General features: G+C 53.1%; 23 protein-coding genes, 1 tRNA gene, 3 rRNA genes and 1 other annotated feature. Of the genes, 9 read left to right on the forward strand and 18 right to left on the reverse strand.

Annotated features, from left to right (window positions below):
- The first annotated feature begins 1 nt into the window (after position 1).
- The gene (locus L3068_RS17050; protein WP_117580709.1) at positions 2–325 is read left to right on the forward strand and encodes a YfiM family lipoprotein; all 324 of its coding nucleotides are present in this window, start codon (positions 2–4) and stop codon (positions 323–325) included.
- On the opposite strand, the gene L3068_RS17055 is transcribed toward L3068_RS17050, so the two are convergent.
- The 8 genes from L3068_RS17055 to rluD form a co-directional block, all read right to left on the reverse strand.
- Positions 322–1,617: an MFS transporter gene (locus L3068_RS17055; protein ID WP_023331104.1), complete on the reverse strand. Its 1,296-nt coding sequence runs from the start codon at positions 1,615–1,617 to the stop codon at positions 322–324. The genes L3068_RS17050 and L3068_RS17055 overlap by 4 nt on opposite strands.
- A 210-nt stretch (positions 1,618–1,827) precedes the next feature.
- Positions 1,828–1,943: ribosomal RNA gene (gene rrf / locus L3068_RS17060) — 5S ribosomal RNA — on the reverse strand.
- Positions 1,944–2,008: 65 nt separating this feature from the next.
- Positions 2,009–4,912 (reverse strand): 23S ribosomal RNA (locus L3068_RS17065).
- A gap of 192 nt (positions 4,913–5,104) precedes the next feature.
- Positions 5,105–5,180 (reverse strand) — tRNA-Glu (locus L3068_RS17070).
- 85 nt (positions 5,181–5,265) lie between these two features.
- Positions 5,266–6,805, reverse strand: a 16S ribosomal RNA gene (locus L3068_RS17075).
- The 16S, 23S and 5S rRNA genes sit together here with 1 tRNA gene alongside, the layout of an rRNA operon.
- Before the next feature lie 429 nt (positions 6,806–7,234).
- The gene (gene clpB / locus L3068_RS17080) at positions 7,235–9,808 is read right to left on the reverse strand and encodes an ATP-dependent chaperone ClpB (protein ID WP_014884862.1); all 2,574 of its coding nucleotides are present in this window, start codon (positions 9,806–9,808) and stop codon (positions 7,235–7,237) included.
- A gap of 130 nt (positions 9,809–9,938) precedes the next feature.
- The gene (gene yfiH, locus L3068_RS17085) at positions 9,939–10,670 is read right to left on the reverse strand and encodes a purine nucleoside phosphorylase YfiH (RefSeq protein ID WP_045269715.1); all 732 of its coding nucleotides are present in this window, start codon (positions 10,668–10,670) and stop codon (positions 9,939–9,941) included.
- Positions 10,667–11,647 carry a 23S rRNA pseudouridine(1911/1915/1917) synthase RluD gene (gene rluD / locus L3068_RS17090; RefSeq protein ID WP_014884864.1) on the reverse strand — a complete coding sequence of 327 codons (981 nt, stop codon included), beginning with the start codon at positions 11,645–11,647 and terminating at the stop codon, positions 10,667–10,669. Before rluD ends, yfiH begins: the two co-directional genes overlap by 4 nt.
- A gap of 131 nt (positions 11,648–11,778) precedes the next feature.
- On the opposite strand from rluD, the gene bamD reads away from it, so the two are divergent.
- The 4 genes from bamD to pheA all read left to right on the forward strand — a co-directional run bounded on the left by bamD (position 11,779) and on the right by pheA (position 14,545).
- Positions 11,779–12,516: an outer membrane protein assembly factor BamD gene (bamD, locus tag L3068_RS17095; RefSeq protein ID WP_014884865.1), complete on the forward strand. Its 738-nt coding sequence runs from the start codon at positions 11,779–11,781 to the stop codon at positions 12,514–12,516.
- Positions 12,517–12,783: 267 nt separating this feature from the next.
- Positions 12,784–13,125: a ribosome-associated translation inhibitor RaiA gene (raiA, locus tag L3068_RS17100; protein WP_014884866.1), complete on the forward strand. Its 342-nt coding sequence runs from the start codon at positions 12,784–12,786 to the stop codon at positions 13,123–13,125.
- 103 nt (positions 13,126–13,228) lie between these two features.
- Positions 13,229–13,354: a sequence feature (Phe leader region), on the forward strand.
- A complete protein-coding gene (pheL, locus tag L3068_RS17105; protein ID WP_100249759.1) occupies positions 13,230–13,277 on the forward strand; it encodes a pheA operon leader peptide PheL in 48 nt (15 codons plus the stop codon). Its footprint overlaps the feature before it by 48 nt.
- Positions 13,355–13,384: 30 nt before the next feature.
- Positions 13,385–14,545, forward strand: coding sequence for a bifunctional chorismate mutase/prephenate dehydratase (pheA, locus tag L3068_RS17110; RefSeq protein WP_023331106.1), 1,161 nt, complete (start codon positions 13,385–13,387; stop codon positions 14,543–14,545).
- On the opposite strand, the gene L3068_RS17115 is transcribed toward pheA, so the two are convergent.
- The 3 genes from L3068_RS17115 to aroF are packed head-to-tail and all read right to left on the reverse strand — an operon-like array spanning position 14,542 to position 17,677.
- Positions 14,542–15,414 (reverse strand): SMP-30/gluconolactonase/LRE family protein, encoded by an 873-nt coding sequence (locus L3068_RS17115; protein ID WP_117582346.1) that lies wholly within the window; start codon positions 15,412–15,414, stop codon positions 14,542–14,544. The genes pheA and L3068_RS17115 overlap by 4 nt on opposite strands.
- A gap of 60 nt (positions 15,415–15,474) precedes the next feature.
- A complete protein-coding gene (gene tyrA / locus L3068_RS17120; RefSeq protein WP_023337646.1) occupies positions 15,475–16,596 on the reverse strand; it encodes a bifunctional chorismate mutase/prephenate dehydrogenase in 1,122 nt (373 codons plus the stop codon).
- 10 nt (positions 16,597–16,606) lie between these two features.
- The gene (gene aroF, locus L3068_RS17125) at positions 16,607–17,677 is read right to left on the reverse strand and encodes a 3-deoxy-7-phosphoheptulonate synthase AroF (RefSeq protein WP_014884870.1); all 1,071 of its coding nucleotides are present in this window, start codon (positions 17,675–17,677) and stop codon (positions 16,607–16,609) included.
- A 214-nt stretch (positions 17,678–17,891) separates the two neighbouring features.
- On the opposite strand from aroF, the gene L3068_RS17130 reads away from it, so the two are divergent.
- From L3068_RS17130 to L3068_RS17145, 4 genes are all read left to right on the forward strand, one after another.
- Positions 17,892–18,266, forward strand: a complete 375-nt coding sequence (locus L3068_RS17130) for a DUF2799 domain-containing protein (RefSeq protein WP_117582349.1) — start codon at positions 17,892–17,894, stop codon at positions 18,264–18,266.
- A 201-nt stretch (positions 18,267–18,467) separates the two neighbouring features.
- A complete protein-coding gene (yfiR, locus tag L3068_RS17135; protein ID WP_072093817.1) occupies positions 18,468–18,956 on the forward strand; it encodes a regulatory sequestration protein YfiR in 489 nt (162 codons plus the stop codon).
- Positions 18,949–20,169 (forward strand): diguanylate cyclase DgcN/YfiN, encoded by a 1,221-nt coding sequence (gene dgcN / locus L3068_RS17140; protein ID WP_117582351.1) that lies wholly within the window; start codon positions 18,949–18,951, stop codon positions 20,167–20,169. Before yfiR ends, dgcN begins: the two co-directional genes overlap by 8 nt.
- A 12-nt stretch (positions 20,170–20,181) precedes the next feature.
- Complete coding sequence (locus tag L3068_RS17145) at positions 20,182–20,667, forward strand: OmpA family protein (protein ID WP_014884874.1); 486 nt, start codon at positions 20,182–20,184, stop codon at positions 20,665–20,667.
- 2 nt (positions 20,668–20,669) lie between these two features.
- Here L3068_RS17145 and L3068_RS17150 read toward each other — a convergent pair whose 3' ends face one another.
- The 7 genes from L3068_RS17150 to ffh form a co-directional block, all read right to left on the reverse strand.
- Complete coding sequence (locus L3068_RS17150; RefSeq protein WP_117582353.1) at positions 20,670–22,040, reverse strand: PepSY-associated TM helix domain-containing protein; 1,371 nt, start codon at positions 22,038–22,040, stop codon at positions 20,670–20,672.
- A gap of 38 nt (positions 22,041–22,078) precedes the next feature.
- A complete protein-coding gene (locus L3068_RS17155; protein ID WP_117582355.1) occupies positions 22,079–22,483 on the reverse strand; it encodes a DUF2946 domain-containing protein in 405 nt (134 codons plus the stop codon).
- 132 nt (positions 22,484–22,615) lie between these two features.
- Positions 22,616–22,963 carry a 50S ribosomal protein L19 gene (gene rplS / locus L3068_RS17160; RefSeq protein WP_002914145.1) on the reverse strand — a complete coding sequence of 116 codons (348 nt, stop codon included), beginning with the start codon at positions 22,961–22,963 and terminating at the stop codon, positions 22,616–22,618.
- Between the two features lie 43 nt (positions 22,964–23,006).
- On the reverse strand, positions 23,007–23,774 hold the full coding sequence (trmD, locus tag L3068_RS17165; RefSeq protein WP_014884877.1) for a tRNA (guanosine(37)-N1)-methyltransferase TrmD: 768 nt from the start codon (positions 23,772–23,774) through the stop codon (positions 23,007–23,009).
- Positions 23,775–23,805: 31 nt separating this feature from the next.
- Complete coding sequence (gene rimM / locus L3068_RS17170) at positions 23,806–24,345, reverse strand: ribosome maturation factor RimM (RefSeq protein WP_003863136.1); 540 nt, start codon at positions 24,343–24,345, stop codon at positions 23,806–23,808.
- 15 nt (positions 24,346–24,360) lie between these two features.
- Positions 24,361–24,609, reverse strand: coding sequence for a 30S ribosomal protein S16 (rpsP, locus tag L3068_RS17175; RefSeq protein WP_003863133.1), 249 nt, complete (start codon positions 24,607–24,609; stop codon positions 24,361–24,363).
- Between the two features lie 116 nt (positions 24,610–24,725).
- Entirely contained in the window at positions 24,726–26,087 is a 1,362-nt protein-coding gene (gene ffh, locus L3068_RS17180; protein WP_014884878.1) for a signal recognition particle protein, read from the reverse strand.
- Between the last annotated feature and the right edge of the window lie 23 nt (positions 26,088–26,110).

Here is a 26,110-nt window from a genome sequence, read left to right on the forward strand (position 1 = left end):
GATGCGTACTTCTCTGCTACTGAGCGTCCTCTTTCTGAGTGGCTGCAGCCATATGGCCAACGATAGCTGGTCCGGACAGGATAAGGCTCAGCACTTCCTCGCCTCCGCAATGCTGTCTGCAGCCAGTAACGAATATGCACAGCATCAGGGATACAGCCGGGACCGGAGCGCAGCGATAGGATTGATGTTCTCAGTAAGCCTTGGAGCATCAAAAGAACTGTGGGATAGCCGCCCCGCGGGGAGCGGCTGGAGCTGGAAAGATTTCGCCTGGGACGTCGCCGGTGCAACCACCGGTTATGCCGTCTGGCAGATGGCGCATTATTAAAGACGAATGCCCTTCCCTTTGCGATGCAGCATCAGGGAGACAATAAAGGCTAGCGCCCCCATTACCGTCACGTACCAGAAGAATGTCGTTTCACTTCCCCATGATTTAAGCGACAACGCAACGTACTCCGCCGAACCGCCAAACAGCGCATTGGCTACCGCATATGAGAGCCCTACCCCTAGCGCTCGTACCTGTGCCGGGAACATTTCGGCTTTCAGTATTCCGCTGATCGAGGTGTAGAAACTGACAATCACCATCGCCAGCATCACCAGTGCAAATGCGGCATATGGCGAGGAGACATGCTGAAGGGCTGTCAAAATAGGGACAGTACACAGCGCCGACAGCCCACCAAAGATCAGCATTGACGTACGGCGACCAATCTTATCGGAAAGCGCACCGATAATCGGTTGTATGAGCATAAAGACAAAAAGTGCCACTGTCATAACAACGCTGGCGACGTTTGCGTGCATTCCGGTGGTGTTCACCAGATACTTTTGCATATAGGTGGTGAAAGTGTAAAAACTGAGAGAGCCGCCCGCAGTGAAGCCCAGCACCATCAGGAAAGCTTTGCGGTTTCGCCATAATCCTTTGAATGTTCCCGCCTCCTTTAGCGTCCTGACCTCTTTCTGCGAGGTTTCATCTAACTGACGGCGTAACCAAAGTGCGACAATCGCCAGTGCTGCGCCCAGTGCGAAAGGAATTCGCCATCCCCATGTGTGAAGTTGTTCGTCTGTCAGGATCTGCTGCAGGATCACCACCACAAGAATCGCCAGCAATTGACCACCAATGAGCGTAACGTACTGGAATGAGGCGTAAAAACCTTTGCGGCCTTCCAGGGCAACTTCACTCATGTAGGTCGCACTGGTACCGTATTCACCGCCCACCGATAGTCCCTGGAATAAGCGAGCCAGCAAAAGCAGCGCAGGCGCCCATGTCCCGATCGATTCATACCCTGGTAAGCAGGCGATCACCAGAGATCCAAAGCACATCATACAAACCGAGATCAGCATGGAGGCCTTGCGCCCGCGACGATCCGCAATACGCCCAAACAGCCAGCCCCCAATGGGTCGCATTAAGAATCCGGCGGCAAATACCCCTGCCGTTTGTAGTAGCTGTGTTGTGGTGTTGCCGGACGGGAAGAAGATATGTGCGAAGTAGAGTGAACAGAATGAGTAGACGTAGAAGTCAAACCATTCAACCAGATTCCCGGAAGAGGCGCTGACGATTGCCCATACCCTTCTTCGGGTATCACTGTTAGCCAGCGTCCCGTTTGATGTAATACTTTCTGTCATTGTGATTATGCTCCTGCCATAAACAGCGGTGTATTGAGCCAGGAGACTCAATTACCTCGTAAATAAAATGTTATAATTTTGTTATAAATAACATTGAGACAGGGATCACACATTCCATTAGCAGGGTAAGAGATTAAGAGAAAGGCCAGGGGAGAAAAACCAAAAGCAAAAAACCCCGCACCTTACGGTACGGGGTTCTTCTTGTTTGATGCCTGGCAGTTCCCTACTCTCACATGGGGAGACCCCACACTACCATCGGCGCTACGGCGTTTCACTTCTGAGTTCGGCATGGGGTCAGGTGGGACCACCGCGCTAAAGCCGCCAGGCAAATTCTGTTATCTGTATCAGGCTGAAAATCGTCTCTCTCACGCCAAAACAGCTTCGGCGTTGTAAGGTTAAGCCTCACGGTTCATTAGTATCGGTTAGCTCAACGCATCGCTGCGCTTACACACCCGACCTATCAACGTCGTCGTCTTCAACGTTCCTTCAGGAGACTTATAGTCTCAGGGAGAACTCATCTCGGGGCAAGTTTCGTGCTTAGATGCTTTCAGCACTTATCTCTTCCGCATTTAGCTACCGGGCAGTGCCATTGGCATGACAACCCGAACACCAGTGATGCGTCCACTCCGGTCCTCTCGTACTAGGAGCAGCCCCCCTCAATTCTCCAGCGCCCACGGCAGATAGGGACCGAACTGTCTCACGACGTTCTAAACCCAGCTCGCGTACCACTTTAAATGGCGAACAGCCATACCCTTGGGACCTACTTCAGCCCCAGGATGTGATGAGCCGACATCGAGGTGCCAAACACCGCCGTCGATATGAACTCTTGGGCGGTATCAGCCTGTTATCCCCGGAGTACCTTTTATCCGTTGAGCGATGGCCCTTCCATTCAGAACCACCGGATCACTATGACCTGCTTTCGCACCTGCTCGAGCCGTCACTCTCGCAGTCAAGCTAGCTTATGCCATTGCACTAACCTCCTGATGTCCGACCAGGATTAGCTAACCTTCGTGCTCCTCCGTTACTCTTTGGGAGGAGACCGCCCCAGTCAAACTACCCACCAGACACTGTCCGCAACCCGGATCACGGGTCTACGTTAGAACACCAGCCATTAAAGGGTGGTATTTCAAGGTTGGCTCCACGCAGACTGGCGTCCACGCTTCAAAGCCTCCCACCTATCCTACACATCAAGGACCAGTGTTCAGTGTCAAGCTATAGTAAAGGTTCACGGGGTCTTTCCGTCTTGCCGCGGGTACACTGCATCTTCACAGCGAGTTCAATTTCACTGAGTCTCGGGTGGAGACAGCCTGGCCATCATTACGCCATTCGTGCAGGTCGGAACTTACCCGACAAGGAATTTCGCTACCTTAGGACCGTTATAGTTACGGCCGCCGTTTACCGGGGCTTCGATCAAGAGCTTCGCGTTACCGCTAACCCCATCAATTAACCTTCCGGCACCGGGCAGGCGTCACACCGTATACGTCCACTTTCGTGTTTGCACAGTGCTGTGTTTTTAATAAACAGTTGCAGCCAGCTGGTATCTTCGACTGATTTCAGCTCCACCCGCAGGGGCTTCACCTACATATCAGCGTGCCTTCTCCCGAAGTTACGGCACCATTTTGCCTAGTTCCTTCACCCGAGTTCTCTCAAGCGCCTTGGTATTCTCTACCTGACCACCTGTGTCGGTTTGGGGTACGATTTGATGTTACCTGATGCTTAGAGGCTTTTCCTGGAAGCAGGGCATTTGTTACTTCAGCACCGTAGTGCCTCGTCATCACACCTCAGCGTTAAAAGGTACCGGATTTACCTGGAACCTCCGCCTACATGCTTAAACCGGGACAACCGTCGCCCGGCTAACATAGCCTTCTCCGTCCCCCCTTCGCAGTAACACCAAGTACAGGAATATTAACCTGTTTCCCATCGACTACGCCTTTCGGCCTCGCCTTAGGGGTCGACTCACCCTGCCCCGATTAACGTTGGACAGGAACCCTTGGTCTTCCGGCGAGCGGGCTTTTCACCCGCTTTATCGTTACTTATGTCAGCATTCGCACTTCTGATACCTCCAGCAACCCTCACAGGCCACCTTCAACGGCTTACAGAACGCTCCCCTACCCAACAACACATAGTGTCGCTGCCGCAGCTTCGGTGCATGGTTTAGCCCCGTTACATCTTCCGCGCAGGCCGACTCGACCAGTGAGCTATTACGCTTTCTTTAAATGATGGCTGCTTCTAAGCCAACATCCTGGCTGTCTGTGCCTTCCCACATCGTTTCCCACTTAACCATGACTTTGGGACCTTAGCTGGCGGTCTGGGTTGTTTCCCTCTTCACGACGGACGTTAGCACCCGCCGTGTGTCTCCCGTGATAACATTCTTCGGTATTCGTAGTTTGCATCGGGTTGGTAAGCCGGGATGGCCCCCTAGCCGAAACAGTGCTCTACCCCCGAAGATGAGTTCACGAGGCGCTACCTAAATAGCTTTCGGGGAGAACCAGCTATCTCCCGGTTTGATTGGCCTTTCACCCCCAGCCACAGGTCATCCGCTAATTTTTCAACATTAGTCGGTTCGGTCCTCCAGTTAGTGTTACCCAACCTTCAACCTGCCCATGGCTAGATCACCGGGTTTCGGGTCTATACCCTGCAACTTAACGCCCAGTTAAGACTCGGTTTCCCTTCGGCTCCCCTATACGGTTAACCTTGCTACAGAATATAAGTCGCTGACCCATTATACAAAAGGTACGCAGTCACCCCATAAAGAGGCTCCCACTGCTTGTACGTACACGGTTTCAGGTTCTTTTTCACTCCCCTCGCCGGGGTTCTTTTCGCCTTTCCCTCACGGTACTGGTTCACTATCGGTCAGTCAGGAGTATTTAGCCTTGGAGGATGGTCCCCCCATATTCAGACAGGATACCACGTGTCCCGCCCTACTCTTCGAGTTCACAACCTGTGCATTTTCGTGTACGGGACTATCACCCTGTACCGTCGGACTTTCCAGACCGTTCCACTAACACACAAGCTGATTCAGACTCCGGGCTGCTCCCCGTTCGCTCGCCGCTACTGGGGGAATCTCGGTTGATTTCTTTTCCTCGGGGTACTTAGATGTTTCAGTTCCCCCGGTTCGCCTCGTTAACCTATGTATTCAGTTAACGATAGTGTGTCGGAACACACTGGGTTTCCCCATTCGGACATCGCCGGGTCAAAGGTTCATATCACCTCGCCGGCGCTTTTCGCAGATTAGCACGTCCTTCATCGCCTCTGACTGCCAGGGCATCCACCGTGTACGCTTAGTCGCTTAACCTCACAACCCGAAGATGTTTCTTTCGATTCATCATCGGTTTGCGAAAATTTGAGAGACTCGAACACACATAACATGTGTGTCGTTTCAATTTTCAGCTTGATCCAGATTTTTAAAGAGCAAATATCTCAAACATGACTCGCAAGTCAGTTTTGAGATATGACGGCAGGTGACTTTCACTCACGAACCAGCAAGTGGCGTCCCCTAGGGGATTCGAACCCCTGTTACCGCCGTGAAAGGGCGGTGTCCTGGGCCTCTAGACGAAGGGGACACTGAAGTCTCAATCGCAAGACGCCTTGCTATTTACTTTTCATCAGACAATCTGTGTGAGCACTACAAAGGCAGGTTCTTTAAGGTAAGGAGGTGATCCAACCGCAGGTTCCCCTACGGTTACCTTGTTACGACTTCACCCCAGTCATGAATCACAAAGTGGTAAGCGCCCTCCCGAAGGTTAAGCTACCTACTTCTTTTGCAACCCACTCCCATGGTGTGACGGGCGGTGTGTACAAGGCCCGGGAACGTATTCACCGTAGCATTCTGATCTACGATTACTAGCGATTCCGACTTCATGGAGTCGAGTTGCAGACTCCAATCCGGACTACGACGCACTTTATGAGGTCCGCTTGCTCTCGCGAGGTCGCTTCTCTTTGTATGCGCCATTGTAGCACGTGTGTAGCCCTACTCGTAAGGGCCATGATGACTTGACGTCATCCCCACCTTCCTCCAGTTTATCACTGGCAGTCTCCTTTGAGTTCCCGGCCGGACCGCTGGCAACAAAGGATAAGGGTTGCGCTCGTTGCGGGACTTAACCCAACATTTCACAACACGAGCTGACGACAGCCATGCAGCACCTGTCTCAGAGTTCCCGAAGGCACCAATCCATCTCTGGAAAGTTCTCTGGATGTCAAGAGTAGGTAAGGTTCTTCGCGTTGCATCGAATTAAACCACATGCTCCACCGCTTGTGCGGGCCCCCGTCAATTCATTTGAGTTTTAACCTTGCGGCCGTACTCCCCAGGCGGTCGACTTAACGCGTTAGCTCCGGAAGCCACGCCTCAAGGGCACAACCTCCAAGTCGACATCGTTTACGGCGTGGACTACCAGGGTATCTAATCCTGTTTGCTCCCCACGCTTTCGCACCTGAGCGTCAGTCTTTGTCCAGGGGGCCGCCTTCGCCACCGGTATTCCTCCAGATCTCTACGCATTTCACCGCTACACCTGGAATTCTACCCCCCTCTACAAGACTCTAGCCTGCCAGTTTCGAATGCAGTTCCCAGGTTGAGCCCGGGGATTTCACATCCGACTTGACAGACCGCCTGCGTGCGCTTTACGCCCAGTAATTCCGATTAACGCTTGCACCCTCCGTATTACCGCGGCTGCTGGCACGGAGTTAGCCGGTGCTTCTTCTGCGGGTAACGTCAATTGCTGCGGTTATTAACCACAACACCTTCCTCCCCGCTGAAAGTACTTTACAACCCGAAGGCCTTCTTCATACACGCGGCATGGCTGCATCAGGCTTGCGCCCATTGTGCAATATTCCCCACTGCTGCCTCCCGTAGGAGTCTGGACCGTGTCTCAGTTCCAGTGTGGCTGGTCATCCTCTCAGACCAGCTAGGGATCGTCGCCTAGGTGAGCCGTTACCCCACCTACTAGCTAATCCCATCTGGGCACATCTGATGGCAAGAGGCCCGAAGGTCCCCCTCTTTGGTCTTGCGACGTTATGCGGTATTAGCTACCGTTTCCAGTAGTTATCCCCCTCCATCAGGCAGTTTCCCAGACATTACTCACCCGTCCGCCACTCGTCACCCGAGAGCAAGCTCTCTGTGCTACCGTTCGACTTGCATGTGTTAGGCCTGCCGCCAGCGTTCAATCTGAGCCATGATCAAACTCTTCAATTTAAGTTTGATGCTCGTGAATTAAACTTCGTAATGAATTACGTATGTTCACTCAGAGACTTGGTATTCATTTTTCGTCTTGCGACGTTAAGAATCCATGTCACTTTGAGTGCCCACACAGATTGTCTGATAAATTGTTAAAGAGCAGTGCAACGCGGCTTTCGCTCACCGTTGCGAGGTGGCGTATATTACGCTTTCCTCTTTCAGAGTCAAGCGTTTATTTTGCTTTTCTCTGCTGGCCCGGCGGCTTGTGTGCCGTTGTTCCGTGTCAGTGGAGGCGCATTATAGGGAGTAATTCCGAACCTGCAAGGATAAAGTGAAAATTATTTACTGACTGCTCACTTTCCAGGCAAAACACTTCCCAGACCTCAATTCTCGCCTGGTTTTTAAACAAAAACGAGCCGCAAGCGGCTCGTTTTTGCGTTTTGTGACTTACTGCACTGCCACAATGCGATCGTCGTTGGCTTCCAGACGGATAACTTTGCCCGGAATCAGCTCCCCGGACAGGATCTGCTGCGCCAGCGGGTTTTCGATCTGCTGCTGGATAGCACGTTTCAACGGACGCGCACCATACACTGGATCATAACCGTTCTCGCTCAGCAGTTTCAGCGCATCGTCAGAGATGTGAATTTCATATCCACGCTCTTCCAGACGTTTGTACAGACGCTGCAGCTGGATCTGCGCAATCGACGCAATGTGTTTCTCACCCAGAGGATGGAACACCACCACTTCATCAATACGGTTGATGAACTCTGGACGGAAGCTATGGCTGACAACCCCCATCACCAGATCCTTCATATGGCCGTAGTCCAGCTCACCGAAACGTTCCTGAATCAAATCAGAACCCAGGTTCGATGTCATAATGACGACCGTATTACGGAAGTCGACCGTTCTCCCCTGCCCGTCAGTCAGACGGCCATCATCCAGCACCTGAAGCAGAATGTTGAACACATCCGGGTGCGCTTTTTCCACCTCATCCAGCAGAATGACGGAATAAGGACGGCGACGCACCGCTTCTGTCAGATAGCCACCTTCTTCATAACCGACATATCCTGGAGGTGCCCCGACCAGACGCGAGACGGAGTGTTTTTCCATAAACTCGGACATGTCGATGCGCACCATCGCATCGTCGCTATCGAACATAAAGTTAGCCAGTGCTTTGCACAGCTCGGTCTTACCGACACCGGTCGGCCCCAGGAACAGGAACGAACCAATCGGGCGATTAGGATCGGACAGCCCCGCACGGCTACGGCGGATGGCATTGGAGACGGCCTCAACCGCCTCGTCCTGACCGATCACGCGCTGATGCAGATCCTGCTCCATACGCAGCAGTTTATCGCGTTCGCTTTCCATCATGCGCGCCACCGGAATACCGGTCCAGCGAGCCAGCACTTCCGCAATTTCTGCATCCGTCACTTTATTACGTAACAGACGCATGGTTTTGCCTTCCGACTGCGTGGCGATCTCAAGCTGTTTTTCCAGCTCAGGGATTTTGCCGTACTGCAACTCGGACATTCGCGCCAGATCGCCCACACGGCGAGCCTGTTCGATGGCGATTTTCGCCTGCTCAAGTTCCGCTTTAATGGTCTGCGTGCCAGACAGTGAAGCTTTCTCGGCTTTCCACTCTTCTTCCAGCTCAGAATACTGACGCTCTTTGTCGTCCAGTTCTTCGTTGAGCATATCGAGGCGTTTCTTACTGGCTTCATCAGACTCTTTCTTCAGCGCCTGCTGTTCCAGCTTGAGCTGAATGATACGACGGTCGAGCCTGTCCAGCTCTTCCGGTTTCGAGTCAATCTGCATACGAATGCTCGACGCCGCTTCATCAATCAGGTCGATCGCTTTATCCGGCAACTGACGGTCAGCAATATAACGGTGCGAAAGCGTCGCCGCCGCCACAATCGCCGGGTCGGTGATTTGCACATGGTGATGCAGCTCATAACGTTCTTTCAGACCACGCAAAATCGCGATGGTATCTTCAACGCTTGGCTCGGCAACAAACACTTTCTGGAAACGACGTTCCAGAGCAGCATCTTTCTCAATGTACTGGCGGTACTCATCCAGCGTCGTGGCGCCAACGCAATGCAGTTCACCACGTGCCAGGGCTGGTTTCAGCATGTTCCCGGCATCCATCGCGCCGTCGGCCTTACCGGCCCCCACCATGGTGTGCAGTTCGTCAATAAACAGAATGACGTTGCCTTCCTGTTTAGCCAGGTCGTTAAGCACACCTTTCAGACGCTCTTCAAACTCACCGCGGTATTTCGCCCCGGCCACCAGCGCCCCCATATCCAGTGCCAGCACGCGGCGACCTTTCAGCCCTTCCGGCACTTCACCGTTTACGATACGCTGCGCCAGCCCTTCAACAATGGCGGTTTTACCCACACCGGGCTCACCAATCAGAACCGGGTTGTTCTTGGTACGACGCTGCAATACCTGAATCGTACGGCGGATCTCTTCGTCACGGCCGATGACCGGGTCAAGTTTGCCCTGCTCAGCACGTTCGGTCAGATCGACCGTAAATTTCTTCAAAGCCTGACGTTGGTCTTCGGCTCCCTGATCGTTCACGCTTTCACCTCCGCGCATTTTCTCAATCGCCTGAGTCACATTGGCGGTGGTTGCACCGGCAGATTTCAGCAGGTCGGTTAAGGTACCGCGTGATTCAAGCGCCGCCAGAACAAACAGCTCTGACGAAATAAAGTTGTCCCCACGTTTTTGCGCCAGCTTGTCGCAAAGGTTCAGCACGCGCACCAGATCCTGAGACGGCTGAACATCACCGCCGGTACCTTCTACCTGCGGTAAACGGCTCAGTGCCTGATCGATAGCGGTGCGTAACTGGCCAGCATTAATGCCAGCAGACGTTAATAAAGGACGTACCGATCCCCCTTCCTGATTCAGCAAGGCGCTCATTAAATGAAGAGGTTCGATGAATTGGTTGTCGTGCCCCAGCGCGAGCGACTGGGCATCGGCAAGAGCAAGCTGGAATTTATTAGTAAGACGATCCAGACGCATAACTCCTCCCATAAACAGGTCAAATTTGCTACTGGAGATTAAATGAGGTCATCCCTCAATTATTCAAGGTTAATGATCTGAATTATGTGAAAAGAAAACGGCACGTTCCGGATCGTCTTGATTCTTTAGGTTATATCAGCCAAATAAAACTTGCCATACGACCCGTAGTCTTGTCGCGGCGATAAGAGAAAAAATCACCCTTTTCGGTGAAAGTACAGCGATCTCCGCCGAAGATCTGCGTGACACCGACGCTATTCAGGCGCTGACGGGCAAGCTGGTAAATATCTGCCAGATATTTTTCACCGGAAGGCTGAAAAGCCTCAGCGGCTTGCGGATCTTTTTCCATGAATGCTTCGCGAACTTCCGGCCCCACTTCAAAAGCACGAGGGCCAATCGCCGGACCCAGCCAGGCCATGATATTGGCGGAATCATCGTTAAAGCAGGCGACGGTCTCTTCCAGCACGCCCTCACACAATCCACGCCAGCCTGCATGCGCGGCAGCCACTTCAGTACCAGCCCGGTTACAGAACAAAACCGGCAGACAATCGGCGGTCATAACGGCACAAACCGTGCCCGGAGTATTGCTGTAAGAGGCGTCTGCGCGTTTAGACGCGTAAGGTTCTCCCGTCAGCTTCAGCACCGCTTTACCATGAACCTGTTCCAGCCAGACCGGTTTCGAAGGCAGATTCCCCGCAGCAAACAGACGCCTGCGGTTCTCTTCTACGTGCTCCAGGTTATCGCCACAGTGTGCGCCGAGATTCAACGACTCCCACGCGCCCTGGCTGACTCCGCCAGTACGGGTTGAGCTGCAGGCGGCCACGCCTTCAGGTAGTGGCCACTCCGGGACAATCAGTTTGGTCATAACCAGTCCACATGGTCCTTATGTTCTTCGAAATCAGCACGCATGGCGTCAATCAGTTCCACCATATCCTGTGGGAGAGGCGCATGCCACTCCATCTGAATACCGGTGATGGGATGATAGAGACGCAGCATGGTCGCGTGAAGCGCCTGACGATCGAACTTGCGCAGTACGCTGATGAACTCATCCGATGCGCCTTTTGGCGGACGCGGACGACCGCCGTATACCTGATCCCCCACCAGCGGATGGGTAATGTGGGCCATATGAACACGGATCTGGTGCGTACGACCGGTTTCCAGGCGCAGGCGCAGGCGCGTATGAATACGGAAGTGCTCCATAATGCGATAGTGCGTCACCGCTGGTTTCCCCATCGGGTGCACCGACATATGAGTGCGTTTGGTCGGGTGACGGCTAATCGGTTCTTCTACCGTGCCGCCAGCGGTCATGTGGCCAATGGCTACCGCTTCGTATTCACGGGTAATTTCACGCAGCTGCAGTGATTCCACCAGACGGGTCTGAGCAGGAACGGTCTTTGCCACGACCATCAGACCGGTGGTGTCTTTATCCAGACGGTGAACGATACCCGCGCGCGGGACGTCAGCAATCGGCGGATAGTAATGGAGAAGTGCATTAAGTACCGTACCGTCAGGGTTCCCCGCCCCCGGATGAACAACCAGGTCGCGCGGCTTGTTGATTACCAGAATGTCATCATCTTCATAGACGATGTCCAGTGGGATATCCTGCGGCTCGAAGCGGATTTCCTCTTCGATTTCAGCATTGATGGCAACAGCTTCCCCACCAAACACTTTCTCTTTTGGTTTGTCCCAGATCTTGCCGTTTACCAGCACGCGCTGGTCAAGGATCCATTCTTTTATGCGTGAACGCGAATAATCAGGGAACAATTCGGCCAAAGCCTGATCTAAGCGTTGACCGAGCTGATTTTCGGAGACTGTTGCGGTGAGTTCTACTCGTTGTGCCATAAACTGCTTCTTTGTTTAACGTTGGGTTTTACGGCTTTGCCGTTTAATATAGTGTGCTATTGTAGCTGGTCTTAATCGGGAGCAGGAACAGAGTTTCTCCCGGACAAACATTTGAGGAAAGTCAAAACGTCATGACGCGCATGAAATATCTGGTGGCAGCGGCCACGTTGAGCCTGGCTTTGGTGGGCTGCTCCGGTTCGAATGAACAGGTCCCTGACAATCCGCCGAATGAAATCTATGCGACTGCACAACAAAAGTTGCAGGACGGTAACTGGAAACAGGCGATAACGCAACTGGAAGCGTTGGATAATCGCTATCCATTTGGTCCGTATTCGCAGCAGGTACAATTAGATCTTATCTACGCCTACTACAAAAATGCCGACCTGCCGCTGGCTCAGGCAACTATCGATCGTTTCATGCGTCTGAATCCGACTCATCCTAACATCGATTACGTCATGTACATGCGCGGTCTGACCAACATGGCGCTGGATGACAGTGCTCTGCAGGGCTTCTTCGGCGTGGATCGTTCCGATCGTGATCCCCAGCATGCGCGTGATGCCTTCAATGACTTCTCCAAACTGGTGCGCGGCTATCCAAACAGTCAGTACGTGACCGACGCGACCAAACGTCTGGTGTTCCTGAAAGATCGCCTGGCGAAGTATGAATACTCGGTTGCGGAATACTATACCCGCCGTGGCGCATGGGTTGCCGTGGTTAACCGCGTAGAAGGTATGCTGCGTGATTACCCGGATACTCAGGCAACGCGTGACGGCCTGAAGCTGATGGAAAATGCTTACCGTCAGATGCAGATGACCACTCAGGCTGAAAAAGTGGCGAAAATTATCGCCGCTAATAGCAGCAACACCTGATAGTGCTTCAATGCAAAACGGCAGCCCGAAGGCTGCCGTTTTTGTATCCATTTCTGATATTCGCTGAAGCGCTTTATCTCAACTCATCCCGTCAACTATGACCGCAATTTTTGCCTTCCACAAGGTAAATCTCACCTCTTCCTGCCCTGCCTCACAAAAAAGATTCCCTGACAAAAACCGACAAAATAACGTGATCTAAATCACACATTTTGACATTAGGTCGGGTATGCTGGAATCACCAAGACGGAAAGACAAGAGGTAAAATTTATGACAATGAACATTACCAGTAAACAAATGGAAATTACTCCGGCAATTCGCCAGCACGTCGCAGACCGTCTCGCCAAACTGGATAAATGGCAAACTCACCTGATTAACCCGCATATCATTCTGTCTAAGGAGCCACAGGGTTTCATCGCTGACGCAACTATCAATACTCCAAACGGCCATCTGGTCGCCAGCGCTAAACATGAAGATATGTACACGGCTATTAACGATTTGATCAACAAGCTGGAACGGCAGCTCAATAAAGTGCAACACAAAGGTGAAGCCCGTCGCGCCGCATCCTCGGTGAAAGACGCCAGCTTCGCGGAAGAAGTTGAAGAAGAGTAATCCTTTAAATTGAGTGTACCGCCAACGCGCCTTCGGGCGCGTTTTTTATTGACAGGGTGAAAACAGTACAGGTACTTTAACGATATCAATCACAGGATGATGTTATGAAACTTACGCCGTTCTTCTTCGCATTCTTTTTTACCTTCCCCTGACCGGGAGGCGTTTCGTCGTGTGATAAAGAATGCGAAGACGAACAACAAGGCCTCCCACACCGGGGGGCCTTTTTTATTGATAACGATAAAATGAGACAGGCGACACTATGACACCGGAAAACCCGTTACTGGACCTGCGCGTAAAAATCAGCGCGCTGGATGAGAAATTACTGGCACTGCTGGCCGAACGTCGCATGCTCGCCGTTGAAGTAGGGAAAGCCAAACTGGACTCCCATCGTCCGGTACGTGATATTGACCGCGAACGCGATCTGCTGGAACGTCTGATCCAGCTCGGCAAAGCGCACCACCTCGATGCCCATTACATCACCCGGTTGTTCCAGCTCATCATTGAAGACTCCGTTCTCACTCAGCAAGCGCTGCTCCAGCAGCATCTGAACAAAACTAACCCGCATTCTGCGCGTATCGCCTTCCTCGGCCCGAAAGGCTCTTACTCTCACCTGGCCGCACGTCAGTATGCCGCTCGCCATTTCGAAGAATTTATTGAGAGCGGCTGCGCAAAATTTGCCGATATCTTTAACCAGGTCGAGACCGGCCAGGCGGATTACGCCGTCGTGCCCATTGAAAACACCAGCTCGGGTGCCATCAACGACGTTTACGATTTGCTGCAGCACACCAGCCTGTCGCTGGTTGGCGAGCTGACGATCCCTATCGATCACTGCGTGCTGGTCTCCGGCTCAACCGATCTGAGCAAGATAGAAACCGTCTACAGTCATCCCCAGCCGTTCCAGCAGTGCAGCCAGTTCCTGAACCGCTATCCGAACTGGAAAATCGAGTACACCGAAAGCACCTCCGCGGCAATGGAAAAAGTGGCGCAGGCTAACTCGCCAGCCGTCGCTGCACTCGGTAGCGAGGCGGGTGGCGCGTTGTATGGCTTACAGGTGCTGGAGCGCAACCTGGCAAACCAGACGCAAAATATTACCCGTTTCGTGGTGCTGGCGCGTAAGTCCATCAATGTGTCAGACCAGGTTCCAGCGAAAACCACGCTGCTGATGGCGACCGGACAACAGGCGGGTGCACTGGTTGAAGCCCTGCTGGTGCTGCGCAACCACAACCTGATCATGACCAAACTGGAATCGCGTCCGATTCACGGTAACCCGTGGGAAGAGATGTTTTATCTCGATATCCAGGCCAACCTGGAGTCTGCCTCCATGCAGAAGGCCCTGCGTGAACTGGGTGAGATAACCCGTTCCATGAAAGTGCTGGGCTGCTATCCGAGCGAAAACGTCGTGCCTGTCGATCCAAGCTAACGTTCGATAAAGCGACTTTTCTTCATCCCTGCCACATTTACGGGCAGGGTGAAGATGGCGCCGGAGAGCGGATACTCAGCCACCTCTTCTGCATCCATATTTTCCCGCGTGGTCGTAATGAACAGCATTTTCATATCATCGCCGCCAAAGCAGACCATCGTCGGGCAACGTACAGGCAAGCGATACTCTTCCAGCTGCTCCCCTTGCGGTGAAAAACGCGCGATATGCCAGCCGTCAAACAGTGCGCTCCAGTAGCAGCCTTCCACATCGACTGCCGCGCCGTCCGGTATCCCTTCGCCCTCTTTAAATTGACGAAAGATCTCACGTCTGCCGGGTTCACCCTGCTGATCAACCGGAGTGCGATAGATCACCCCATTGGGCGTATCGGAGGTATACATCCACCGCTTATCCGGACTAAACGCTAAGCCGTTATGCCCGTGAATATCACACTGGATTACTTTCGGTGTCAGATCGTTGTCGATACGCATCAGCAACGCGCCGTTGTAATCCCCCGGCCCCCAGAACGTCCCCGCATAGAAACGCCCCATACTGTCGGTTCCCCCGTCATTAAAACGCGCCAGCTGTGGGTTAGAGGGGTTATCGCACACCTTACGCTGCAGGAGGCCATGCTTATCGGCAAGCCAGATGCCATTGCGCATGGCCACGATAAACCCGCCGCGTTCACGCAACGCAAAACAGCCCACTTCCTCATGGAAAGAGAGCACGGTGTGTTCTGCCGTTGGCAGATGATATCGGTGGATTTCGCCTTCCAGGATATCGGCCCAGTAGAGCGCATGCTCTTCAGCGCTCCATGTCGGACACTCAGGCAGGTGCCCGGTGTAATTCAACAGCAGCTGCGGTTCAGCCATGACAGTTCCCCAAAATGAAAAAAGCCAGCAATGCTGGCTTTCAGTATATACATCATCGGATTACTGGCGACTGTCATTTGCCTGGCGCAACAGCGTGCGGCTCTCGCTCTGGAAACGCGTGGCGTAATCACCGAACCAATGCTCCACTTTACGGAAACTGTCGATAAACGCCTGCTTGTCGCCATGCTCCAGCAGCGTAATGGCTTCGCCAAAGCGCTGATAGTAACGTTTGATCAGTGCCAGATTATTTTCGGACGACATAATAATGTCGGCGTAAAGCTGGGGATCCTGCGCAAACAGACGTCCAACCATCGCCAGTTCCAGACGATAGATCGGTGATGAGAGCGCCAGCAGCTGTTCAAGCTGCACGTTCTCTTCCGCCAGATGCAGACCGTAGGCAAAGGTCGCAAAGTGGCGCAGTGCCTGAATAAACGCCATGTTCTGATCGTGCTCAACCGCGCTGATACGGTGCAGTCGTGCGCCCCATACCTGAATCTGTTCGAGGAACCACTGATAGGCTTCCGGCTGACGCCCGTCGCAGTAAACCACCACTTGCTTCGCCAAGCTGCCGCTGTCCGGGCCAAACATCGGGTGCAGACCCAGTACCGGACCCGTATGCGCGGCCAGCATTGCCTGCAGCGGACCATTTTTGACAGAAGCAAGGTCCACCAGGATGCAATCCTGCGGTAAAGGCGGAAGTTTTCCGATGATCTGCTCCGTCACGTGGATCGGCACGCTGACGATAACCATTCCCGCGTCTTTCATCAGTTCTGGCGCCTGGGCCCAGTCCTCTTTCTCCAGAATGCGCACCTGGTAGCCAGAAAGCGTCAGCATTTTTTCAAACAGACGCCCCATCTGCCCGCCGCCGCCGACAATCACCACCGGACGCAGGGACGGACAGAGGGTTTTGAAGCCTTTGTCGTTTTCGCTGGAATAGGATTCGCGCATTACGCGACGCAGCACATCTTCAATCAAATCCGGCGAAACACCCAGCGACTGGGCCTCTTTACGACGGGAAGCCAGCATTGAGGCTTCCCGCTCCGGAACGTAAATCGGCAGGCCGTATTTACTTTTTACTTCACCGACTTCAGCAACCAGTGCCATACGGCGCGCCAGCAGATCCAGCAGCGCCTTGTCCACTTCATCAATTTGATCGCGTAATGCGGTCAATTCAGCAACCATAGCTAACCTCTTAAGCCAGACGCGTCGCCAGCTGGCCATTTAAATCTTTATGGATCTCACGCAGCAGCGCATCGGTGGTTTCCCAGCTGATGCAGGCATCCGTCACGGAGACGCCGTGCTTCATCGCACTGCGCGGTTGTTCAGATGACTGATTACCTTCATGAATGTTGCTCTCAATCATCAGACCGATAATCGAACGGTTGCCGTCTTTGATCTGTGCGACCACGGATTCGGCAACCGCGGGCTGGCGACGATAATCTTTATTCGAATTACCATGACTGCAATCTACCATCAGTGCCGGGCGCAGTCCCGCCTGCTCCATCTCTTTTTCACACTGCGCCACATCTGCCGGGCTGTAGTTTGGCGCTTTACCGCCTCGCAGGATCACATGACCGTCCGGGTTACCCTGAGTTTGCAGGAGGCACACCTGGCCCGCCTGGTTGATACCCACAAAACGGTGCGGCATTGCGGCGGCGCGCATAGCGTTGATCGCCGTCGCCAGACTGCCATCGGTACCGTTTTTAAAACCAACCGGCATCGACAGACCAGACGCCATCTCGCGGTGGGTTTGCGATTCCGTCGTCCGCGCGCCAATCGCAGACCAGCTGAACAGATCGCCCAGGTATTGCGGGCTATTCGGATCAAGCGCTTCGGTTGCCAGCGGCAGCCCCATGCTAACCAGCTCCACCAGCAGGCGACGCGCAATCTTCAGCCCTGCTTCCACATCAAACGAGCCATCCATGTGCGGATCGTTAATCAACCCTTTCCAGCCAACAGTCGTGCGTGGCTTCTCAAAATAGACGCGCATCACCAGATAGAGGCTATCGCTGACCTCCTCCGCTAATGCTTTAAATCGATGAGCGTACTCAATGGCGGTTTCAGGATCGTGAATAGAGCAAGGACCACAGACCACCAGCAGGCGCGGATCGCGACCAGCGATAATGTCAGAAATGGTCTGGCGAGAGTGCTCAATTTGAGCCTCCTGCGCTGCACTCAGCGGGAATGCTGCTTTCAGTTGATCCGGGGTAATTAAAACCTGTTCGTCAGTGATATGTACGTTGTTCAGCGCGTCTTTTTGCATGATGGCGATCCTGTAATGCTCGTTTGCGATAGTTGTTATCCTCGATGAGGTGAAGCAACGATACCACAACAAGTAAAGATTTCAATCCAAAATCCGTAAATATTACTTTACATAAGCTAATTATTAGCAAAAAACAGCCGTTAAATACGTAAACTTTAAATTACACTCCGCTTTTCTTCCGCCAGGCTATGCTGAAGAAAAAAGGAGAATCGCTATGCGCTCAATTGCTCTGGTGCTGGTGTTGCTGTTTTTATCGGGCTGCCAGATTAATCCTTACACTTTTCAGCCCCACTGGACGAGTCCGGACTGGTTCAGTGCCGGAAAAGAAGACGCCATGAATGGCCTGGTGGTTAAAGATAACCAGACCCTGGCCGATAGTTTTAATGACTCTCATGTTGATCGTAGCGAATATCTCCGCGGCTACGCTGACGGTCAGAAGAAAGTGTGCGAAGAAGGTTTTATTCATGCCTGGGGATTAGCGGGCAAATCTTATCCAGCCAGTTGTGATAGCGTTGAAAATGCTGTGAAACTCCGTGCGTCATGGCAAAAAGGAATGGACGAAAGTATGCGTTCCAGCAGACTTAATTAAGTCTGTGTTTATCCCCTGGAAAATAAACCACTGTAGGATTTAGCTTAGGTCAGCCGAAGGCTATTTCTGACATAATGACGGCTCAGACAAACAATGGTATTCTGCCCGCATCTCTTAAGGACATCTATTTCCGGAGCGGTACGGCGGATTCTGGTGAGAAATTCATACTTGATCTCTTTGTTCCGACTCACTCTGGTGTTAATGCTGTTTCTTATGGTGGGCCCGGCGACGGCAGGCGCGCTCACGGAGACGGATAAATCGGTACGTTCGATTGTCTCGGGGATTGTGAGCTATACGCGATGGCCGTCACTTTCCGGGCAGCCCAGGCTTTGCATTTATGCCACCTCTCACTACACGCACGCACTCAGCGGCAATGAAGGGCATACCGAGTTACCCTACACTCCCGTTATTGTCCGTAACGATCGGGAAGCCCTGGATGCGACGTGCGATGCTGTTTATTTCGGGTCTGAACCGCCGGCAAAACAACTTGAATTAATAAGTCAATATCAGGGCAGAGCATTGCTATTAATCTCAGAGCAAAATCCGGAATGTGTTATTGGCAGTGCTTTTTGCCTGATAATCGAACGTGGCCAGGTGCGGTTTTCCGTCAATCTGGATGCATTGTCGCGCAGTGGTGTCAGGGTCAATCCCGATGTATTAATGCTTGCACGGAATAAGCAGCATGGATAAAGATTTCACCTCGGCGCCACGTCCAACGTTTAAAAGAACGCTGAGGCGAAACAGCATGATAAGCGTCATCATCACGATGACGCTTATATGGCTGTTACTCTGTTTTGCTTCCGTCGTGACGTTAAAACAATACGCGCAAAAGAATCTCGAATTAACCGGCGCCACCATGAGCCACAGTCTTGAAGCCTCTCTGGTTTTCAACGATTCGTTGGCCGCCAACGAAACCCTCGCAGCCCTGGGTAAGCAGGGGCAGTTTGCCGTAGCAGAAGTTATTAACGTACACAAAAAGCGTTTTGCATACTGGTCCTGGAATCCGAAGGATAATAACGACACGCTGGGGACGCTGGTCAGCCGCTGGCTTTTCCCTGTACCGATTGCACAGCCAATCATGCATAACGGTTCGATGATCGGCGAAATTCGCCTTACCGCGCGTGACAGCCTGATTAGCCACTTCATCTGGATGTCGTTTGCCGTTCTTACCGGCTGTATTCTTTTTGCCACCGTCGTCGCGATCGCCATTACCCACTCTCTGCATCACGGCATGGTCACGGCCCTGCAAAACATCACCGATGTGGTGCATGACGTCCGCACAAACCGTAATTTCTCCCGACGGGTGAAAGATGGGCGTATCGAAGAATTTCACCAGTTTGGTGAAGACTTCAACAGCCTCCTGGATGAGATGGAGGAGTGGCAGCTTAAGCTTCAGGCGAAAAATGCCCAACTATTGCGTACCGCCATGCACGATCCGCTCACCGGCCTTGCTAACCGCGCAGCGTTTCGTAACAGCATTGCGGCACTGATGAACGACCCTTCGGCGAGAATAAATTCGGCCCTGCTCTTCCTTGATGGTGATAATTTTAAGTTTATCAATGACACCTGGGGACACGCGGCAGGAGACTGCGTGCTGATTGAAGTCGCCAGCAGGATGGTGGAATTTGGCGATAAGCGCCATCAGTCCTATCGCCTTGGCGGTGACGAATTTGCCATGGTGCTGTACGGCGTTCATTCTGAGCTTGAAGTTCAACACATTTGTGCTGCGTTATCGCAGCAGTTTATCCGTCCGTTTGATCTGCATAACGGACAAAAAGCATCAATGTCACTCAGCATTGGCTTTGCTCTGGCGTGGGAAAATGCGTCCGTTGAAGCATTACTGGAAAAAGCCGACCGCAATATGTACCAGGTCAAAAACCAGCGTACAAAAACAATAAGTTAGAAAGGATATACTATGTTAAAACGATACTTCGCGCCGTTAGTCCTGGCCTCACTGGTTCTGGCAGGCTGTCAGTCGCCGCCTGAAGGTAAATTCACGCCAGAACAAATTGCAGCGATGAAGTCCTACGGTTTTAACGAACTGAACGGCGACTGGTCCCTGGGATTATCGGATACCATTCTGTTTGATAAAAATGACGCCAGACTCCGTTCCGAAAGTGAAACACAGATCCAATCCATGGCCGCTCGTCTGGCGAAAACCGGCCTGAATCACGCTCGAATGGATGGTCATACGGATAATTACGGCGAAGAAAGTTACAACGAAGCGCTGTCGTTAAAACGTGCCAATGCCGTTGCCGACGCATGGGCGAAGGGAGCGAATATCCCGCGCGAGAATCTCACCACCCGGGGATTAGGCAAAAAATACCCGATTGCGAGCAACAGTACCGCGCAAGGGCGCGCTGAAAACCGCCGGGTATCAGTGGTTATCAGCACGCCATAGGGTTATTTAGCGGATGATTCGGCGAGCGACACGCCTGTTGCCGCTCGCCAGCGTAGCCAGTCGATCAGAATAAACAGCGCCAGACTCACCCCCATCACAGGCAAAGCCAGCCCCAGTAGCACGCTGATGATGAGCGTAACACCTCTTCCCCATCCTGACAGCGCCAGCCAGCACTGACAAAGCGTTTGTACCGGATTGACTGCCGATTGTGCCGGGCGACGCATCCACCACATCCGGTACCCCCAGATGATAAGCACGCACAGGGCAAGCCCGAAGGCAACGAGCAGCAGCTGATTCACCAGCCCGAATAAAATCCCCATATGGAAATCTACGCCCCAGCGGGTCAGTTTTGCCATTAGCGGGAAATCCTCAAAACGGGTTCTGTCCAGAACCTGCATCGTACCGGGATCAACCGCAACCGCATCCACCTGAGTTGGCCAGCTGCGATCGATTTCCGTCACGGTCCAGGCACGGTCCGCCGTTTTCACCGGGCGGATCTCAAGCTTGCTGGCATCAATCCCCGCTTTACGCGCCGCGCTTAATACGCCATCAAATTGCGTCAGATCCATCGCCATTTCAGGCATCATCATTCCGGCATGGTGACCGCGATGCTCCGCGTGTTCGTCCATCATGGCAGGCGCACCTGAAAGCGTGGTGTTCACCTGAGGCGTAAGCCAGTTCATTTGTGCCCGGAGTTTATCGACGTTTCCGCCCGCCCACTGCGACCACGTCAGGCCGGTTGCGGAGAACAACAGCATTCCGCCCAGCAGGATCCAGCCTAATACCACATGCACACGACGACGGTTCTGGAAGCGGTTGTTAATCCGCCGTTTCGGTCGGGTATAAAACCACAGGGCAATACCGCCCAACGCGGCAACCCACATCCACGACGCGGCCAGTTCGCTATAGAGACGCCCGATATCACCCAGCATCAAAGAGGTATGCAAATAATCAATGGTCTGGCGCAGCGGTAAAATCCCGCTGGTGCCGTACACCGTCATATCCCCCAGCACCGCCAGATTTACCGGATCGACAAAGATAGCCCGGTTTTCCGATGGCCCCAGCGTCGGGTCAGCAAACATCACGCGGGTGGTTTCGCCTTCAACCAGCCCCGGACGAACGGCGTGCAAACGCAAATCTGAACCCACGATTTTTTCCGCCACGGCAATTTGGTTCGCCAGCGGCTGCGGCTCGCCCGCGGAATCGGAGTGGAGCGCGTGCCGATAGAGGACATTTTCCAGCTGTGGGGTCGCCACGTACAGCGTACCGGTTAACGCAGCGAAGAAGATAAACGGGCCAACAAACAGCCCAATGTAGAAATGGAGGCGACGCAGCAGGTTTCCCCATGCCGCGCGCGGTGTGCAGGTAGTCATACTTTTCCTTTTTAAGGCAAAAAGTTATCGATATTTTTTTAAAGGGAGAAAGCAGACTGCCGCGGCGGCGCGCGGGTATCGGGGTAAAGCCAGGGGAAAAAGTGCCTGTGGCTGACCGCCTGACGCGGCGGCTTAAGGCGAAGCCGTTGCAGCACCACGCAGAGCAGGACGATCAGCGCCAGCATCATGCCAGGTACATGCGCTAACAGCACGCAGTAACCGCACGCTTCCGCATGGTCGACAGGCATCGTATGCGGCGTATCGCCATGATGCGCGTCCATCGACATCATGCTCATGTCATGATGCATGCCCGGCATGGCACTCATGGGATCTTTCTGCAAGGAGACGGAGATAAGCGGCGCTACCACGATCAGCAGGATCGCAAACAGCGCGGTCAAGGCCGCTGCGCGTTTCCAGGTGTGCTGATGCAGTACGTTGCCCACTTTCCCTCCATTCAAGAGGCAAGCATTGTAAATGATTTATGACAAAAGGGTTAATGCGAGAGGTGCGATGAGATAAAAAAAGGGCCGGCCTTTCGGCCAGCCCTTTCTAACAGGATGTCGCTTAAGCGAATCTTAGTTCAGACGCTCTTTAATACGAGCAGACTTACCAGTACGCTCACGCAGGTAGTACAGTTTAGCTTTACGTACAGCACCACGACGTTTAACAGCAATGCTGTCAACTACCGGAGAGTGAGTCTGGAAGACACGCTCAACGCCTTCGCCGTTGGAAATTTTACGAACAGTGAATGCAGAGTGCAGACCGCGGTTACGAATAGCGATAACCACGCCCTCGAATGCCTGCAGACGTTTTTTGGAACCTTCAACAACCCATACTTTCACTTCCACGGTGTCACCTGGACGGAAGGAAGGTACGTCCTGCTTCATCTGCTCTTGTTCAAGTTGCTTAATAATGTTGCTCATAATTTAATCTCTTATCCTGGGTAAACTGATATTCGGGAGCGTATTACGCCTTCCCATCATGTTCATGCTGCTGGTTCGCGTGTTCAGTTTTGAACTCGGCCAGCAACTTTGCTTGCTCTTCAGTCAGAGCCAGGTTTTCCAGAAGTTCAGGTCTTCTAAGCCAGGTTCGGCCCAGCGACTGCTTCAAACGCCAGCGACGTATCTCGGCATGGTTTCCAGACAGTAACACCGCCGGGACTTCCATCCCTTCTAACACTTCAGGACGAGTATAGTGTGGGCAGTCCAGCAACCCATCGGCAAAGGAATCTTCCGTTGCCGAAGCTTCATGGCCCAGTACACCCGGAATGAACCGGGCAACGGAGTCAATCAGCGTCATCGCTGGTAACTCACCACCGCTGAGAACGTAATCGCCGATAGACCATTCTTCGTCAATCTCGGTTTGAATTACGCGCTCATCTATCCCTTCGTAGCGACCACAGACCAGAATCAGCTTTTGATTCGTCGCCAGTTCGCTCACGCCCGCTTGATCAAGCTTGCGTCCCTGAGGTGACAGATAAATCACCTTTGCGCCTTCACCTGCCGCGGCTTTTGCTGTGTGAATGGCATCCCGCAAGGGTTGTACCATCATCAACATCCCCGGTCCGCCGCCGTAAGGACGATCGTCCACGGTACGGTGCCGGTCATGCGTGAAGTCACGAGGACTCCAGCTCTGGATGCTCAGCAGGCCATTCTTTACTGCCCGGCCAGTTACCCCGTAATCGGTAATCGCGCGGAACATTTCAGGAAACAGGCTAATTATGCCAATCCACATAGCGCCGTCTTTTACCGTTTATCCGGAGAATTTAAAAACCAGGATCCCAATCTACTTCAATGGTTTGAGTAGTGAGATCGACTTTCTTGATAACCTGTCCATCGAGGAACGGGACCAACCGCTCCTTGATGCCAAATGCATCTTTCAGGTTTGCCTTAATGACGAGAACGTCATTTGACCCGGTTTCCATCATATCGATGACTTTTCCCAGGCTGTAGCCTTCGGTAGTGACTACCTGGCAACCCATAAGGTCTTTCCAGTAGTAGTCGCCCTCTTCCAGCTGCGGCAACTGCGACGAATCCACGACAATTTCACAATTAGTCAGCGCATTCGCGGCATCACGATCGTCAATGCCTTTCAGCTTGATGATGATGTCCTGATTGTGGTGACGCCAGCTTTCCAGCTCGACCTCTTCCCACTTACCGGCTTTCTGGATAAACCAGGGCTGGTAATCAAAAATGCTATCAGCGTCTTCAGTGGAGGAAAACACTCTGAGCCAACCACGGATACCGTAGCAAGAACCCATTTTTCCCAATACGATCGGTTCAACAGGTGCTTTATTGCTCATCATGACCACCGTGACAGATTAAGCTGCTTTGTTTGCTGCTTTGATCAGCGTAGCAACGCGATCGGAAACAGTAGCGCCCTGGCCAACCCAGTGAGCGATACGATCCAGATCCAGACGAGTTTCTTCTTCTGCGCCAGCGGCCAGTGGGTTGAAGAAACCAACGCGCTCGATGAAGCGACCGTTGCGTGCATTACGGCTGTCAGTGACAACAACCTGGTAGAACGGACGCTTTTTAGCGCCGTGACGAGCTAAACGAATAGTTACCATAACATCCTCTTGTGTGAATAAAACAACCGGGCCCCATCGAGGAACGGAGCCCGGGTGTCATATTAAAAGCCCGAAAATTTTACTCATTTTCGGGCAAAAAGCAATCTCAAAAGCGATTATCGCCCAGGAAAGCCGGGTGGCATCATGCCTTTCATCCCGCGCATCATCTTCGCCATGCCGCCTTTCTTCATTTTCTTCATCATGCGCTGCATGTCGTCGAACTGTTTCAGAAGGCGGTTAACGTCCTGCACCTGCATGCCGCAACCGGCTGCGATACGGCGTTTACGGGAACCTTTGATGATGTCCGGGTTAGCGCGTTCTTTCAACGTCATCGAGTTGATGATCGCCTCCATACGCACCAGCACTTTGTCATCCATCTGCGCTTTCACGTTGTCTGGGATCTGCCCCATGCCCGGCAGTTTGCCCATCAGGCTGGCCATGCCGCCCATGTTTTTCATCTGGCGCAACTGCTCAAGGAAGTCGGTCAGATCGAAACCGTCGCCTTTTTTCAGCTTGCTGGCGAGTTTTTCCGCCTGCGCACGGTCAACCTTGCTCTCGATATCTTCAATCAGCGACAGCACGTCGCCCATGCCGAGGATACGGGAGGCAATACGATCCGGGTGGAACGGCTCCAGCGCTTCGGTTTTCTCGCCCACGCCAAGGAATTTAATCGGCTTACCGGTGATGTGGCGAATCGAGAGCGCCGCACCGCCGCGGGCGTCGCCGTCCACTTTGGTCAGCACCACGCCGGTTAACGGCAGCGCTTCGTTAAACGCTTTCGCGGTATTCGCCGCATCCTGACCGGTCATGGCGTCGACAACAAACAGGGTCTCTACCGGGTTGATAGAGGCATGCACCTGCTTGATCTCATCCATCATCGCTTCGTCAACGTGCAGACGACCGGCGGTATCCACCAGCAGCACGTCGTAGAATTTCAGCTTCGCCTCTTTCAGCGCGGCGTTAACGATGTCGACAGGCTTCTGGGCCACGTCTGACGGGAAGAAATCCACACCAACCTGCTCGGCCAGGGTTTCCAGCTGTTTGATCGCCGCCGGGCGATAGACGTCCGCAGAGACCACCAGCACTTTCTTCTTGTGCTTCTCACGCAGGAATTTACCCAACTTACCGACGCTGGTCGTTTTACCCGCCCCCTGCAGGCCCGCCATCAGCACCACGGCCGGTGGCTGAGCCGCCAGGTTAAGCACCTGGTTCTCTTCGCCCATCGCCGAAACCAGTTCGTTACGAACGATTTTGACGAACTCCTGACCCGGGGTCAGGCTCTTGTTAACTTCATGACCAACCGCCTTCTCTTTAACGCGGTTGATAAAATCACGAACAACCGGCAACGCGACGTCTGCTTCCAGCAGCGCCATGCGCACTTCGCGCAGCGTTTCCTTGATGTTCTCTTCAGTAAGGCGTCCGCGGCCGCTGATGTTGCGCAGCGTGCGCGACAAACGATCGGTTAAATTATCAAACATTGTCTCTCGCCTGAGTAGAAACG

The organism is Enterobacter cloacae complex sp. ECL414, from assembly GCF_021869685.1.
In the GTDB taxonomy this organism is placed as follows: domain Bacteria; phylum Pseudomonadota; class Gammaproteobacteria; order Enterobacterales; family Enterobacteriaceae; genus Enterobacter; species Enterobacter kobei.

Excerpts from the sequence above, each read along its gene's own strand:
- L3068_RS17050 (WP_117580709.1), top strand. The coding sequence starts at position 2 with ATGCGTACTTCTCTGCTACTGAGCGTCCTCTTTCTGAGTGGCTGCAGC.
- L3068_RS17055 (WP_023331104.1), bottom strand. The coding sequence starts at position 1,617 with ATGACAGAAAGTATTACATCAAACGGGACGCTGGCTAACAGTGATACC.
- clpB (WP_014884862.1), bottom strand. The coding sequence starts at position 9,808 with ATGCGTCTGGATCGTCTTACTAATAAATTCCAGCTTGCTCTTGCCGAT.
- yfiH (WP_045269715.1), bottom strand. The coding sequence starts at position 10,670 with ATGACCAAACTGATTGTCCCGGAGTGGCCACTACCTGAAGGCGTGGCC.
- rluD (WP_014884864.1), bottom strand. The coding sequence starts at position 11,647 with ATGGCACAACGAGTAGAACTCACCGCAACAGTCTCCGAAAATCAGCTC.
- bamD (WP_014884865.1), top strand. The coding sequence starts at position 11,779 with ATGACGCGCATGAAATATCTGGTGGCAGCGGCCACGTTGAGCCTGGCT.
- raiA (WP_014884866.1), top strand. The coding sequence starts at position 12,784 with ATGACAATGAACATTACCAGTAAACAAATGGAAATTACTCCGGCAATT.
- pheA (WP_023331106.1), top strand. The coding sequence starts at position 13,385 with ATGACACCGGAAAACCCGTTACTGGACCTGCGCGTAAAAATCAGCGCG.
- L3068_RS17115 (WP_117582346.1), bottom strand. The coding sequence starts at position 15,414 with ATGGCTGAACCGCAGCTGCTGTTGAATTACACCGGGCACCTGCCTGAG.
- tyrA (WP_023337646.1), bottom strand. The coding sequence starts at position 16,596 with ATGGTTGCTGAATTGACCGCATTACGCGATCAAATTGATGAAGTGGAC.
- aroF (WP_014884870.1), bottom strand. The coding sequence starts at position 17,677 with ATGCAAAAAGACGCGCTGAACAACGTACATATCACTGACGAACAGGTT.
- L3068_RS17130 (WP_117582349.1), top strand. The coding sequence starts at position 17,892 with ATGCGCTCAATTGCTCTGGTGCTGGTGTTGCTGTTTTTATCGGGCTGC.
- yfiR (WP_072093817.1), top strand. The coding sequence starts at position 18,468 with ATGCTGTTTCTTATGGTGGGCCCGGCGACGGCAGGCGCGCTCACGGAG.
- dgcN (WP_117582351.1), top strand. The coding sequence starts at position 18,949 with ATGGATAAAGATTTCACCTCGGCGCCACGTCCAACGTTTAAAAGAACG.
- L3068_RS17145 (WP_014884874.1), top strand. The coding sequence starts at position 20,182 with ATGTTAAAACGATACTTCGCGCCGTTAGTCCTGGCCTCACTGGTTCTG.
- L3068_RS17150 (WP_117582353.1), bottom strand. The coding sequence starts at position 22,040 with ATGACTACCTGCACACCGCGCGCGGCATGGGGAAACCTGCTGCGTCGC.
- rplS (WP_002914145.1), bottom strand. The coding sequence starts at position 22,963 with ATGAGCAACATTATTAAGCAACTTGAACAAGAGCAGATGAAGCAGGAC.
- trmD (WP_014884877.1), bottom strand. The coding sequence starts at position 23,774 with ATGTGGATTGGCATAATTAGCCTGTTTCCTGAAATGTTCCGCGCGATT.
- rimM (WP_003863136.1), bottom strand. The coding sequence starts at position 24,345 with ATGATGAGCAATAAAGCACCTGTTGAACCGATCGTATTGGGAAAAATG.
- rpsP (WP_003863133.1), bottom strand. The coding sequence starts at position 24,609 with ATGGTAACTATTCGTTTAGCTCGTCACGGCGCTAAAAAGCGTCCGTTC.
- ffh (WP_014884878.1), bottom strand. The coding sequence starts at position 26,087 with ATGTTTGATAATTTAACCGATCGTTTGTCGCGCACGCTGCGCAACATC.